The organism is Nocardia sp. NBC_01009, assembly GCF_045208035.1.
Taxonomy (GTDB): Bacteria; Actinomycetota; Actinomycetes; order Mycobacteriales; family Mycobacteriaceae; genus Nocardia.
Genome location: NZ_CP108695.1, coordinates 1,947,575 through 1,960,609 on the forward strand (window position 1 = coordinate 1,947,575; position 13,035 = coordinate 1,960,609).

The 13,035-nt window shown below is 66.9% G+C and carries 15 protein-coding genes; 7 read left to right on the top strand and 8 right to left on the bottom strand.

Going from position 1 to position 13,035, the window contains the following annotated elements; genetic code table 11:
* The first annotated feature begins 174 nt into the window (after positions 1-174).
* Both OHA42_RS08605 and nbtS read left to right on the top strand, forming a co-directional pair.
* Entirely contained in the window at positions 175-951 is a 777-nt protein-coding gene (locus OHA42_RS08605; RefSeq protein WP_406235979.1) for a DUF2127 domain-containing protein, read from the top strand.
* Positions 952-1,008: 57 nt separating this feature from the next.
* The gene (gene nbtS / locus OHA42_RS08610; RefSeq protein ID WP_406235981.1) at positions 1,009-2,319 is read left to right on the top strand and encodes a nocobactin biosynthesis salicylate synthase NbtS; all 1,311 of its coding nucleotides are present in this window, start codon (positions 1,009-1,011) and stop codon (positions 2,317-2,319) included.
* 63 nt (positions 2,320-2,382) lie between these two features.
* Here nbtS and OHA42_RS08615 read toward each other — a convergent pair whose 3' ends face one another.
* On the bottom strand, positions 2,383-4,026 hold the full coding sequence (locus tag OHA42_RS08615) for a (2,3-dihydroxybenzoyl)adenylate synthase (RefSeq protein WP_406235983.1): 1,644 nt from the start codon (positions 4,024-4,026) through the stop codon (positions 2,383-2,385).
* 213 nt (positions 4,027-4,239) lie between these two features.
* Between OHA42_RS08615 and OHA42_RS08620 the strand changes: the two genes are divergently transcribed.
* Positions 4,240-5,118 (top strand): oxidoreductase, encoded by an 879-nt coding sequence (locus tag OHA42_RS08620; RefSeq protein ID WP_406235985.1) that lies wholly within the window; start codon positions 4,240-4,242, stop codon positions 5,116-5,118.
* A gap of 79 nt (positions 5,119-5,197) precedes the next feature.
* Here OHA42_RS08620 and OHA42_RS08625 read toward each other — a convergent pair whose 3' ends face one another.
* Both OHA42_RS08625 and OHA42_RS08630 read right to left on the bottom strand, forming a co-directional pair.
* Positions 5,198-5,821, bottom strand: coding sequence for a disulfide bond formation protein B (locus OHA42_RS08625; RefSeq protein WP_406235987.1), 624 nt, complete (start codon positions 5,819-5,821; stop codon positions 5,198-5,200).
* A complete protein-coding gene (locus OHA42_RS08630; RefSeq protein ID WP_406235989.1) occupies positions 5,821-5,985 on the bottom strand; it encodes a DUF5993 family protein in 165 nt (54 codons plus the stop codon). The genes OHA42_RS08625 and OHA42_RS08630 overlap by 1 nt, the downstream gene beginning before the upstream one ends.
* Positions 5,986-6,335: 350 nt before the next feature.
* Here OHA42_RS08630 and OHA42_RS08635 point away from each other — a divergent pair, with 350 nt between their 5' ends.
* Positions 6,336-6,806, top strand: a complete 471-nt coding sequence (locus OHA42_RS08635) for a carboxymuconolactone decarboxylase family protein (protein ID WP_406235991.1) — start codon at positions 6,336-6,338, stop codon at positions 6,804-6,806.
* 295 nt (positions 6,807-7,101) lie between these two features.
* Positions 7,102-8,193: a 3-deoxy-7-phosphoheptulonate synthase gene (locus OHA42_RS08640; protein WP_406235993.1), complete on the top strand. Its 1,092-nt coding sequence runs from the start codon at positions 7,102-7,104 to the stop codon at positions 8,191-8,193.
* Between the two features lie 194 nt (positions 8,194-8,387).
* Here the strand turns inward: OHA42_RS08640 and OHA42_RS08645 are convergent, their stop codons facing one another.
* From OHA42_RS08645 to OHA42_RS08655, 3 genes are all read right to left on the bottom strand, one after another.
* Positions 8,388-8,621 (bottom strand): hypothetical protein, encoded by a 234-nt coding sequence (locus OHA42_RS08645; protein ID WP_406235995.1) that lies wholly within the window; start codon positions 8,619-8,621, stop codon positions 8,388-8,390.
* Positions 8,618-8,893 (bottom strand): class I SAM-dependent methyltransferase, encoded by a 276-nt coding sequence (locus tag OHA42_RS08650; RefSeq protein WP_406235997.1) that lies wholly within the window; start codon positions 8,891-8,893, stop codon positions 8,618-8,620. The genes OHA42_RS08645 and OHA42_RS08650 overlap by 4 nt, the downstream gene beginning before the upstream one ends.
* A gap of 118 nt (positions 8,894-9,011) precedes the next feature.
* Positions 9,012-9,581 (bottom strand): GNAT family N-acetyltransferase, encoded by a 570-nt coding sequence (locus OHA42_RS08655; protein WP_406235999.1) that lies wholly within the window; start codon positions 9,579-9,581, stop codon positions 9,012-9,014.
* Between the two features lie 104 nt (positions 9,582-9,685).
* Here OHA42_RS08655 and OHA42_RS08660 point away from each other — a divergent pair, with 104 nt between their 5' ends.
* Complete coding sequence (locus OHA42_RS08660; RefSeq protein WP_406236001.1) at positions 9,686-10,609, top strand: sigma-70 family RNA polymerase sigma factor; 924 nt, start codon at positions 9,686-9,688, stop codon at positions 10,607-10,609.
* 61 nt (positions 10,610-10,670) lie between these two features.
* Here the strand turns inward: OHA42_RS08660 and OHA42_RS08665 are convergent, their stop codons facing one another.
* Positions 10,671-10,907: a hypothetical protein gene (locus OHA42_RS08665; protein WP_406236003.1), complete on the bottom strand. Its 237-nt coding sequence runs from the start codon at positions 10,905-10,907 to the stop codon at positions 10,671-10,673.
* Positions 10,908-11,079: 172 nt separating this feature from the next.
* Here OHA42_RS08665 and OHA42_RS08670 point away from each other — a divergent pair, with 172 nt between their 5' ends.
* Positions 11,080-12,258, top strand: a complete 1,179-nt coding sequence (locus OHA42_RS08670; RefSeq protein WP_328408877.1) for a pyridoxal phosphate-dependent aminotransferase — start codon at positions 11,080-11,082, stop codon at positions 12,256-12,258.
* 10 nt (positions 12,259-12,268) lie between these two features.
* Here the strand turns inward: OHA42_RS08670 and OHA42_RS08675 are convergent, their stop codons facing one another.
* On the bottom strand, positions 12,269-12,955 hold the full coding sequence (locus OHA42_RS08675; RefSeq protein WP_328408879.1) for a trimeric intracellular cation channel family protein: 687 nt from the start codon (positions 12,953-12,955) through the stop codon (positions 12,269-12,271).
* Between the last annotated feature and the right edge of the window lie 80 nt (positions 12,956-13,035).

The following is a 13,035-nucleotide window of genomic DNA, read 5'->3' on the forward strand; positions in this document are numbered from 1 at the left end:
CTCCGCAACTGACGATCCCCCTATTCAAGCCCGCCACGGCATTCCGCGCAGGAACTCCGGCTCGCGAGTTCGCCGTGTTTCGGCTGTCGGGCCCATTGGGCGGCGTCCTGACCTTTGCCGGTCCGCGCGTGGCTTCGGTCCGACCGCGTCCGGTGTGCCCATTAGGCTGCGCGCATGGACTGGGCGTTGCGCACATGCGGTTGGCACGGCCACTACACCTACGCGCCGGACGAGCCCGAACTACGGGATCGGCTGCGCGTCGATACGGTCGCCGGGGAGGCCTGGCGGTGCCTGCGGTGTGGCACCTTCGTGCCTGGCGACCCGGTCGGCTCGGGGCCTGCCGATCACGCGCCGGAGGTGCCGCGCGGCAGATTGCTGCGGGACCGCTGGCTGATGCGTGCGCTGGCGATCGAGCGGTTGCTGCGTGGTCTGCTCCTGGTGGCGGTCGCGGTGGTCGTCTTCAAATTCCGCTCCTCCCGCGAGACCATGCGGGCGGCATTCGATCAGGATCTGCCGCTGTTGCGGCCGTTCGCCGATCAGATCGGCTGGGACATCGACCGATCCAAGCTCGTGCGGCTGGCCGGCGAGGCGTTCGACCTGTCGCACACGACCTTGCTGTGGATCGGGTTCGGCATCCTCGCGTATGCGGGTTTACAGATGCTGGAGGCGGTCGGGTTGTGGCTGGTCAAACGCTGGGGTGAGTACTTCGCGGTCGTCGCGACGAGTCTGTTCCTGCCCTTGGAGATCTACGAGCTGACCGAGAAGATCACCGCGTTGCGGATCGGTGCGCTGGTGCTCAATATCGCGGCGGTGGCGTGGTTGGTCTACAGCAAGCGGTTGTTCGGGCTGCGTGGGGGCGGTGCGGCGTATCACGCCGAGCACAGTGCGGAGAGTCTGTTGAGTGTCGAACGGGCGGCGGTTGCTGTGGCTGTCGGCACACTTCCGGCCTAGCCAGGTAATGCTAACCTTACTTCTCAAAGTTAGGTCAGCATTACCTTTGGAGGATCGTTGTCGACCACGGAACGTTTGCGCCTGGAGTACGTGACCGATCCGGCGGCAGCGATGTCCTGGCTGGCTGCCGCCGATCGGTTCGGCGAGTACGTCATGTACGAGCGCCCGGGTGAATGGGTCTTCGCGGCCGATCCGCTCGGCAGTGTGGAACTGGACGCGCACGAGCTGCGCGTGGTGTGGGAGGGACAGACCACCACCAGTGTGTGGGACGGCAGCCCCGCGAGCGTCATCGACCGCGCGCTGGGCGCGCTGCCGCTCGGCAGCCGCCAGGCATACGGCTGGATCGGATTCGAATTCTGCGCGTGGGCGCTGGAGGCCACCGCGCATCTGCATCCGCGGACGTCCTTGGCGCACCTGATGATTCCGCGCATCGAAGTGGCGATCGGCGAATTCGGTGTGCGCATCTCGGGTGCCACCCCGGCCGAGACCTGCGATATCCACGATCTCATCGCGGTCTCGCAGGAGAGCGAACTGCCGCAGGCGCATCCGACGGACGTCCGCCCCGATCCGACCGGATACCGCGATCGGGTCGCCGAAGCGGTCCGCGAAATCCGTTCTGGCCGCTACCAGAAGGTCATTCTGTCCAGGAAGGTCGAGTTGCCTTTCGTGGTCGACGTGCCCGCCACCTACCGGCTCGGTCGCGCCAACAACACCCCGGCGCGCTCGTTTCTGTTGCGGCTCGGCGGACTCGAGGCGGCGGGCTTCAGTCCGGAACTGGTCGCTTCGGTGGACCAGGATCGGGTGGTCACCACCGAACCGCTGGCCGGCACCCGCGCCTTCGGGCGCGGCCACGGTGCCGACATGGCGGCCAGGGCCGATCTGATTACCGACCCGAAAGAAATTGTCGAGCACGCTATTTCGGTGCAGACCTCATTCGGTGAGATCACCTCCGTCGCCGACCCCGGGACGCCCGCGGTCTCGGACTTCATGGCGGTGCGCGAGCGCGGCAGCGTCCAGCACCTCGCCTCCACGGTGCGCGGCAGGCTCGCCGCCGACCGCTCCAGCTGGGATGCGCTCGAGGTGCTGTTCCCCTCGGTCACCGCGTCCGGTATCCCGAAGCGCGAGGGCGTCGACTCCGTATTCCGCCTCGACGGCGCACCCCGCGGACTGTATTCCGGTGCGGTGGTGACGATTTCCCCGACCGGTGCCATGGAGGCCACGCTGGTCCTGCGGGCGGTCTACCAGAACACCGAGGGCGCGTGGCTGCGTGCGGGCGCCGGCGTCGTCGGCCAGTCGCTGCCCGAGCGCGAGTTCGAGGAGACCTGCGAAAAGCTGGGCAGTATCGCCCCGTATGTGGTGAAGGCCTAGCAGCCGGATCCGCTGCGAAAGGCCCGGCCGTCGGAAAGTCGGCCGGGCCTCTTGCGTTCGCCGTCAGGCTTCGGCGCGCAGGGCCTTCTTGTCGATCTTGCCGACAGCGGTGAGGGGCAGGGAGTCGGCCTGCCGCAGGAGGTCGGGGAGTTTGTAGGTGGCTAGACCGCGGTCGGTGAGGAAGGTCTTGACCTCGGCCAGGGTTGGCATGGCGGCGTCGACCACCAGTACGGCGCAGACCTTTTCGCCGAGGGCGGCGTCGGGCCGGCCGACCGCAGCGGCGTGCCGAACGGCGGGGTGGGCGAGCAGGTGTTCTTCCAGCTCGTCGCAGGAGATGTTCTCACCGCCGCGGTTGATGACGTCCTTGATACGGCCGGAGACGATCAGGTGGCCGGTGGGGAGGCGCCGGACCAGATCTCCGCTGCGGTAGTAGCCGTCGGGGGTGAAAGCGCGGGCATTGTGCTCGGGGGCGCGGTAGTAGCCGCGAATGGTGTAGGGGCCCTTGGTGAGCAGCTCGCCTTCGGCGCCGGGAGCGACATCGTTGCCGTCGGCATCCACCACGCGGACCTCGTCGGCAGCGGAGAGCGGGCGACCCTGGGTGGTGCATACGGTGTCGGCGGAATCGTCGAGACGGGTGTAGTTGAGCAGGCCCTCGGCCATGCCGAACACCTGTTGCAACCGCACCCCGAGCGCGGGCTCGACGTCGCGGGCATTCACCTCGGCCAGCCGGGCGCCGCCGACCTGGAGCAGCCGCAGCGATCCGAGATCGGCCTCCTCCCATTCGGTTGCCGCGCACCACAACTGGGCCAGCGGCGGAACCACGGCCGTGACCGTGACCCGGTGCCTTTCGATCACGGCGAAGGCATTTTCCGGACTCGGATCGGTGAGGAAGGCGATCGCGCCGCCCACCCCGATGGTGCCGAGGATGCCGGGGCAGGCCAACGGGAAATTGTGTGCCGCGGGCAGTGTCGCGAGGTAGACGTCCGCCTCGGTCAGTTCGCACACCTCGGCGCTCGCGGTGGCGTTGTAGACATAGTCGTCGTGGGTGCGGGCGATCAGCTTCGGCAGGCCCGTCGTCCCCCCGGAGACCAGCATCAGCGCGATATCGCTCGGATCGATGGTCGGCAGCGAATCACCGTTGCGTGGAACAGAATTCAGGTCGGTAAAGGTTCCCGGATCGCCCAGCACCAGCACGTGCCGCACAGTCGGGACGGACTGCTGGACGGTCGCTGCGAGGTCCCGGTAGTCGAAGTCGCCGAGGCGGTCGGCGATGAGATAGGCGACCGCACCGGAAAGGCGGGCCAGGTGTTCGATCTCGGCGCGGCGGTGCGCGGGCAATGTGAGCACCGGGATGATCCCCGCACGGAGCAGCCCGAACAGCACGGTCGCGAACTCCGGCACGTTCGGCAACTGCACGACGACTCGATCGCCCGGCGCAATCCCCAGCGCGATCAGCCCGTGCGCCATGCGGTCGGCATCGGCATCGAGTTGCGCGTAGCTGCGCCCGCCGTCGCCTTCGAGCAGTGCGGTGCGATCCGGATGCTGTCGCGCCGTGGCACGCAGCAGATCATCGAGTGGGCGACCGGTCCAGTAGCCCGCCGCACGGAATGCGTCGGCGTCGGCCGCGGGGAAGGGCACGTAGCCGTCGCCGGCGGTGCCGTTCCGAGCGAGGTGCAAGCGGTCGCTAGCGGTGGGTGTCGAAGTCACGGTCGGCCTCACAGGTGGGAGCACAGCAGATGCGCACTGCCGGATCGGGTCTCTGAATATAGGTTAGGCAACCCTATATTAGTGGCTCGGCAATCGCCCTCCCGTGTCGATTCGTCGAACGGCGGTGGTCGAGTAACGGCAGCGACAGCAACGTGGGCGCGCGGGGCCGTGCGCACGCCGAATTCACCCTCATACCGGACTAGACTCGCCCACATGGGTGGCTGGGACACATTGAACATTCCCGATCAGAGTGGCCGGACGTTCATCGTCACCGGTGCGAACAGCGGGCTCGGCGCCGTGACGGCGCGAGCGTTGGCCGGTGCGGGGGCCGAGGTAGTGCTGGCCTGTCGCAATGTGGCCAAGGGGGAGCGGGTCGCGAGCGGGATCGGAGCGCGTGCGCAGGTACGCAAGCTCGACCTCGCCGACCTGGCCTCGGTGCGGGAGTTCGCCGATTCGGTGGACAAGGCCGACGTGCTGATCAATAACGCCGGTGTGATGGCGGTGCCGCTCGGCCGGACCGCCGACGGTTTCGAAATGCAGGTCGGCACAAACCATCTCGGCCACTTCGCGCTGACCGGTCTACTCCTGGACAAGATTTCCGATCGAGTGGTCACGGTATCCAGCGGTGCGCACCGCACCGGCAAGATCGATCTGGATGATCTGAACTGGGAGCGCCGCAAGTACCAGCGCTGGCCCGCATACGGCCAGGCGAAGCTGGCCAACCTGATGTTCGCCAATGAGCTGCACCGCAGGCTGACCGCAGCGGGCTCGCCGAAGATCTCGGTTGCCGCGCACCCCGGCTATGCCGCGACCGAGCTGCAATCGCACACCGAATCGGTTCAGGACACGATCATGGCCTACGGTAACCGGCTGCTGGCGCAGAGCGCCGAGATGGGCGCGCTGCCAGAGCTTTTCGCGGCCACCGAGAAGATCGAGCCGGGCGCGTTCTACGGGCCGGACGGCTGGCTCGGCCTGCGCGGCTACCCGGCCCGCTCCAGCTCCAGCGCGGCGTCGAAGGATGCCGAAGTAGCGCGTGGGCTGTGGGAGCTGTCGGAGAAACTGACCGGCGTCACCTACAACTTCGGCAAGTAGCCTACGGCTTCGGGAAGTAAACGGCGGCCGGATGTCCCTGCATACGGGACGTCCGGCCGAATCCGTTCGGGGGCGAGGCTCAGCTCAGGATGTGCAGGTCGTAGAAGAGCTGGTAGCGGTTCGGTTCGTCCGGCAGGAACCAGTGGAATCCCTCGAGCAGGAACACCGCGACCAGATTGATCGCCAGCACGATGGCGAGGAACCACAGCGCGATGCGCCCGACCATGCGGTGCGGTGTGGCCGGGATGGCCGGTGCGGCGGTTTCGTGCGAAAACGACAGCACGACACCGATAGTCGCGATCGCGGCAACGAACAGGATCCACGCCCAGACGTACAGGTGCAGACCGAGCACCGGGTCGCCGTAGCCGGGATCACCGGGCAGGATGTGTAGCATTGTCTGCCACCAAGACGCGAAACCGCCTGCGACACAACCGACTAGGGCCAGACCCCAGCCCATGGTGTAATCGTGGGCCTCGATCGTCCCGTTCATGCCCTCGCGCACAATGGACGCGGCGCCCAAGGCAGCAAGCGCCATGAACATGCGCTGCACGATGCACAGCGGGCACGGGTACTCCCACGCACCGAACTGGAACGCGAGCCCGCCGCAGATGACGCCGGTCCAGCCGATCACGAAAATTACCGCGAGCCAGTATTGGATCTGGCCGAGGGCCGTTCTCGTGGTCGATGGCCGGATCGTCGTCATCAGTAGCTCAATCCGAGTCCGAGACTGCTGGTGATGTGATGCGCGAGCAGCAGTACCGCCGCGAGTAGCAGCACCCACCACGCACCGACCACGACCCGTCGGGAGCGCTGCTGGAACAGGGCGACCATGGCCGCCAGCAAACCGCCGAAGATGAGCGTGTCCATGGCAGAACGGTACTAGTTTCCGGCTCTCACCAGCCAAGATAGTGTTTTGACACGCCGCAGGGGCGGGTCGTTCGACGCGCCGGGCAGTGCGCTGCGCCTGCGGGCCGCGCAGCGAATGTATCGGTCTGGGTCAGTCGTGCACAGCGTCGAACGTTCTCCGGTACCAAGGCCTTCCAAGCAAGTCGGAGCGCTCACCATCGGCGGCCGGGTGGTGCGGCTCGCCCCGGCTCCGGCACATAGTCGACGACGGCAGAGTCGAGTGGTCCAGCTCATATTCGAGCCGGTGTCACACATCGTTTCGCTGTGTCGTCCTCACTGTGAAGCCATCGAATAGAAAAGGAAGTCATCTCATGGACGCTCGGATGAATCTCTACGCCAACCCGGTCGCCGCCAGCTTCACCAAGCGACTCACCATGGCGGGCAAGGTCATCGGTGATTCCGCGCTGCCTGCCGCCACCTACGAGCTGGTCAAGATTCGGGCCAGCCAGATCAATGGCTGTGGTTACTGCACCGACATGCACACCAAGGATGCAGCACATGCAGGTGAAACCTCCGTGCGGCTCAACCTCGTTGCCGCATGGCACGAGTCGACGGTGTTCACCGAGGCGGAGCGGGCCGCGCTGGCGTTCACCGAGGAGGCCACTCGCATCGGCGACGGCCGCAGCGTCAGCGACGAGGTCTGGAACCAGGTGCGCAAGCACTACGACGAGGACCAGACCGCCGCGCTCATTGCCGCCATCGCGATGATCAACGCCTGGAACCGGATGAACGTCATCGCCCGCACACCCGCGGGCAGCTATGAGCCCGGCCAGTGGGGGTGAGCGGCATCTCGGCACTAGCGCCGAGCCGAACGTCGTGATCGGTAGCAGCAAGCTGCCGAACATGACGTTCGGCTCATTCGGCGCGACCGCGCGGCACCGTGCGTTCACTGGTTGGTACCTGCCTGGTACAGTCGCCGACGTGCAGCGCGTGTATTTCTGGTTTAGCGAGCCGGCCCCGGGTGGGTCGGTCTGCGGCAACCTCCTGCGCTGACCAACTTTCCACCCCGAGCCGGATGACGACCGGCTCGACGGGTTTCCGTCAGTGAGTCGGCCTGACGTAAAGGAACCCACAACGATGACTACTGCTGCCGATGTCGATGCGCGGCATTCCGATCTCGATGATCAACGCACCCTCAGTGTGAGCCCATTGCGCTCACCGGCCGAGGTGCGTCGGGTGCATCCGATCACCGATCAGCTCGCCGACACCGTGCGTGCCGGCCGCAAGGCCACCGTCGACGTGCTCAACGGCGACGACGATCGCCTGATGGTGATCGTCGGTCCGTGTTCGGTGCACGATCCCGCCGCGGCGCTGGATTACGCGCGCCGCCTCGCCGCCAAGGCCGCCGAACTCGACGATCGGCTGCACGTGGTGATGCGGGTGTACTTCGAGAAGCCGCGCACCACCCTCGGCTGGAAGGGGCTGATCAACGATCCGCACCTGGACGGCTCCTTCGATGTCAACACCGGTCTCGGTTTCGGCCGCAAGCTGCTCGTAGACATCACCGCGCTCGGCCTGCCGGTGGCGTGCGAGTTCCTCGACCCGATCACCCCGCAGTACATCTCGGACCTGGTGTCCTACGGCGCCATCGGTGCGCGCACCGCGGCCAGCCAGGTGCACCGCCAGCTCAGCAGCGCGCTGTCCATGCCGGTCGGCATCAAGAACGGCACCGACGGCGATGTGCAGGTGGCCGTCGACGGCGTGCGCGCCGCGGCCGCCAGCCACGTGTTCCCCGGCACCGACCTCGACGGCCGTGCCGCACTCATCCGCACCTCCGGCAACCCCGACTGCCATGTGATCCTGCGTGGCGGCAGTTCCGGCCCGAACTACGATGCCGCCTCGGTCGCCGAATCGTGCATCCGGCTGGAGAAGGCCGGGCTGCCGCAGCGGATCGTGGTGGACGCCAGCCACGGCAACAGCAACAAGGACCACAACAAGCAGGTCGATGTGGTCACCGATATCGCGACGCGACTGGCCGCAGGTGAGCCGGGCGTTGTCGGTGTGATGCTGGAGAGCTTCCTCGTCGCAGGCCGCCAGGACCTGACCCTCGGCCACGCCGACGAGCTGACCTACGGCCAGTCCATCACCGACGCCTGCCTGGACTGGGAGACCACCGCCCGTCAGCTCGACCACCTGGCCGACGCGGTCGCGCGGCGACGGGATAGCTGAGGCCGCACTGCCTTCGGTGCACGCTGCGACGCCCCGGCTCATACCACCCCGGGCCCGGTGAAAGCCGGAGCAACTCGCTCCGTGCGAGCCGGGACCAGCGGTGGAGCTCGGTGAAAGCCGGGCCGAGTGTGGATCTCGGCTGTGGCAGTGGGTCGCGGCATGGACGACGGTCGAGAACCGGTGCGACTGTTCGGCTATCGCGGTGTGGCAATGATGCCGAGCAGATCTCCGGTGGACACGACCTCGATGTCGAAGGCGGCCGCGGTCAGGTAGTCGGTGAGGTGCCCAGGAGCCGGCTTCGGGCTGGTCGACACGGCGGCGTCCGGCCGGCCGTAGCCATAGAACAGGCAGAGCTTGCCGTTCTCGGCGAGGCAGTCGCGGACGAGGGCGAGTTCCGCCGTCGGCCTCTTGGTCCAGAACACGTTCATATTGACGGCGAAGATGATGTCGAATCCCGCCGCGTCCGGCCGATCTCGTCGAGCAATTGCTTCTTGTGCAGTTGCTCGAGCCCGGCCTGTACCAGCCTGACCCGTCCTGAATCGATGTGCACGGCATGTCGTTTCGCGGCGCGGGCGATCGCGGTCGGGGAGCGATCGACGCCGACGACCCGCCCGTCGCGCAGTCGCTCGGCGAGATAACCGAGCGAATCGCTCGACCCCGGCCCGATTTCGAGGATGCGATCATCCGGGCGCACCAGCATGGTTTCGATGATCCATCGAAACCGTTCGTCAGCCGCTATTACTGCAATCTAGGAGGTCGCGGCCGCGGGTGGGCCCGATTCGCGGGTAAGCCGTATCGACCTGCGGCCGATCGACGGATCAGACGCCCTGCGGCCAGCCGTCCGCATAACCCGGTGGATCGGTGGCGAGGCGGGCGGCAAGCCAGCTGTCGCGGCGGACACCGCGCTGCAGGCCGCCGAGCCTGGCCAGGCCCTCATAGCGAAAACCATTGCGGCGGACCGCCGCCGCGGAGGCATGGTTGCCGACGAAGGCGTGCCAGGTGATACGAGCAAGGGCCATGCCGTCGGGGTCGAAGCCGAAGTTGCACACCAGCGTGATCGCGCGCGACATCAATCCGCGTTCGCGGTGTTCGGGCACGAGCCAGAAGCCGATCTCGCGCGCCGACTCGTCGACCGCTCCCAGCGCGATCATGCCGATGACCGGGCCGTCGGCCTGCAGCCGCAGCGCCCAGGTCGGGTTGTCCGCCGCCCAGCCCCGCGTCACGAACTCGTCGAGGAACTGCTCGGCGTGCTCCCGGTGGTACGGCACCGGAATCGTCACCCATGCGGCGATGGCCGGATCCTGGCAGCATTCGACGATGGTGTCGGTGTCGGCCGCAGTCGGCGGCGACAACCACACCGTTTCGTCGGACAGTAGGCGTTCCTCCATCCGAGCATGGTGTCATGCGGGCAGGCGCGGAATCATCCGGATTTCGCATGACCGGACGCATGCCGTGGTAATCGGGCTGTGGTGTAGACCGTAGAATCGGGCCGATGGTTGCCGCTCTTCTCGCCGACTTGTTCGAATCGCATCGGACACATTTGCTTTCCGTCGGGTACCGCCTGACGGGCAGCGTCGGCGATGCCGAGGACGCCGTGCAGGAGAGCTTCCTGCGGCTGGCGGGTGCGCACCAATCCGAGATCGAGGATCTACGCGCCTGGCTGACCACGGTGGTGAGCCGAATCTGTGTGGACCGCTTGCGCAGTGCCGCGGTGCGCAGGGAAAGCTATGTGGGGCAATGGCTGCCGGAACCGGTGGTGACCGCTATCACGCCATCCAGCACACCCGACCCACTGGACGCGGTGGTTCGCAAGCAGGAATACCGCTTCGCGGCCATGGTCGTGCTGGACACACTGACGCCGCCGCAGCGAGTGGCATTCGTTCTGCACGACGGTCTTTCGGTGCCGTTCGACGAGGTCGCCGACATCCTCGGGGTCTCCGTGGACGCAGCGCGGCAGCTCGCCGTGCGTGCGCGCAAGGCCGTGGCACACACCCCGACTGCAGTGCCGGACGACGAACACGACGCCGCGGTGCAGCGGCTGCTGACCGCCTTGAGTTCCGGCGATATCAGTGCGGTTACCGCTGCGCTGCATCCGGATTCGACAATGATCGGCGATGCCAACGGCACCACCGCGACCGCGATCAACGTGGTCGGCGGCGCTGACCGGATCGCTCGCTTCCTACTCGGTCTTGCCCGCAAGTACGGGCTGGACGGCTCGACCGACACCCCGTCGGTCGATCTCGAATTCGCCGTGGTCAATGGGCAACTGGGTCTTGTGGTTCGGTGGTCGGTGGCGGGAGATTGGCCCAGCACCCATCGGACCAGGATCATGGGCTTCACGGTTCGCGACGGATTGGTCTGGGGCGCTTACGATATCGCCAATCCCGACAAGCTGTCGGGAGTTCATCTCGGGTGAAGTGACGCCAGGTCTGGCCCTCATCGCCTGCCCTGGCGCCACCTGTTCTATCGCCCGCTGGTTACGGCGTCGACGAACCGTTGAACCAGTTTCCCGTCGACGAACCGCTGAACCAGTTGCCGGTGGATGACCCGAGGCCGCCGTTGCCGGTCGATGATCCGAGCCCGAGGTCGGGTGTCGAGAAGCCCAGGAATGAGTCTCCGATCAGCAGATGCGCGATGTTGCGAAGCAGACCCAGCACTGATCCGGCGACCTCCGACGCGGCCGGATGCAGTAATAGGTCGAGGTACGAGGCCATAATCGCCCCTTTCGAGATTCGCCGTGCGGCGAGATGTGAGGTAGAACACGGCGAGGCTAGCCGCCGCCGGGACAACGCACAACCATGCAGGTAGAGCGCCCAAATAGGGAGTGAAACATAGCCATTCGCTATCTAATGGCAACAATAGCGACCGCTGGGCTACTCTCCGGATATGCCCACGCGTCCCGCCACTGTCGCCCGCTTGCGCCCCTTCGCCTCGACGATCTTCGCCGAGATGACCGAGCTCGCTATCCGCCACGATGCGGTCAATCTCGGCCAGGGCTTTCCCGATACCGACGGCCCGGCCGGGATGCTCGAGGTCGCGCGGCGGGCCATCGCCGACGGCCTCAATCAGTACCCGCCGGGGCGCGGCATGCCGGTGCTGCGGCGCGCCGTTGCCGACGATCGCGCCCGCCGCTACGGCACCCAGTACGACCCGGACACCCAGGTGCTGGTTACCGTCGGCGCGACCGAGGCGATCAGCGCCTCGATGCTGGGCCTGGTCGAGCCGGGCCAGGAAGTCGTGCTGATCGAGCCCTATTACGACTCCTACGCAGCCGCGGTGGCCTTGGCCGGTGCGACGCGGCGGACGGCTCGGCTGGTGCCCGACGGTGACCGCTTCGCCCTCGACCTGGACAGCCTGCGCGCCGCCATCACGCCCGCCACCCGGATGCTGGTGGTGAATTCACCACACAACCCGACCGGAACCATTCTCGGCCGCGCCGATCTCACGGCGATCGCCGACCTCGCCTGTGCGCACGACCTGCTGGTGCTCACCGACGAAGTGTACGAACATCTCGTCTACGACGGCGCCGAGCACATCAGCATCGCCACGCTGCCCGGGATGGCCGAGCGCACCATCGTGGTGTCCAGCGCGGCAAAGACTTTCAGCGTCACCGGATGGAAGACCGGCTGGGCGTGCGGTCCGGCGAATCTCATCGATGGTGTGCTCGCCGCCAAACAGTTCATGACGTTTGTGGCCGGTGGTCCGTTCCAGCCCGCTGTCGCGCACGCTTTGAACAATGAACTCGGCTGGGTGGCCGGTCTGCGAGACACTTTGTCGGACAAGCGCCTCCGGCTCTCGGCCGCGCTCGCGGACACCGGGTTCGAGGTGAAGGCCAGTGCGGGCGGCTACTTCGTCTGCGCCGACATCACCCCGATGGGGGCCTCCGATGGGCTTGCCTTCTGCCGGGAGCTGCCGGAGCGGATCGGCGTCGCCGCGGTGCCGGTCAGCGTGTTCGCCGATGACACCGAGGCATGGAATCGGCTGGTGCGCTTCACCTTCTGCAAACGGGACGAGATACTGGACGAGGGTGTCCGGCGGCTGCGTGCAGGCGTGCGCGTGAGCTGAGGCACGGCTGTCAGCGCAATGTTCCGTCCGGGCGCATGGTGTGCCTGGCCAGCGGCGCGCGCCACCGGTAGCGGCGCGCGAGCAACCGGACCGCAATGGCGATCAGTGCCGCGAGGAAACCCGTCCAGGCCCGGTAGGCGTCGAAATGTAATAGCACCGCTGTGGTCGCCGCGCCGAAAAGAGCAGGCACCGCGTACAGCTCCTGGTCCGGGCGCAGCACGCTCGGCACCTGCCCGCAGAGCACGTCCCTGATCACGCCACCCCCGATGGCGGTGACCATACCGAGCAGCGCCGCGGTCGGGGCGCCGGTGCCTTGGGAGTAGGCGACGACAGTGCCGGTGACGCAGAACAGGCCGAGCCCGACCGCGTCGGCGATCTCGAGCGGGCCGCGGGTCAGCCGGCTGGTCGGGTGCCGGAAGAACAGGACGAGCGCGGTCAGCAGGGATGCGCTGAGGTAGGTCAGGTCGGTGAATGCCGAGGGCGGTGTGCGTCCTATGAGCAGGTCGCGGATGACACCGCCACCGAGCGCGGTGCTGCAAGCCAGCACCGCCATGCCGAAGATATCGAGGTTCTTGCGCACCGCGAGCAGCGCACCGGAGGTCGCGAAGGCGATCACGCCGAGCAGCTCGCCGATCCGTTGTGCGGCATTGACCGCCGAGTCGAACTGTGTCGCCATGATGTCGAGTTCGGCGCCCATGAATCCGTTCCCTTCCGAGTGCACTCTGCTCGAGCAGAGTTGCACGACGGGGGAGCTGTGAGATCCGCGACACCCTGGTT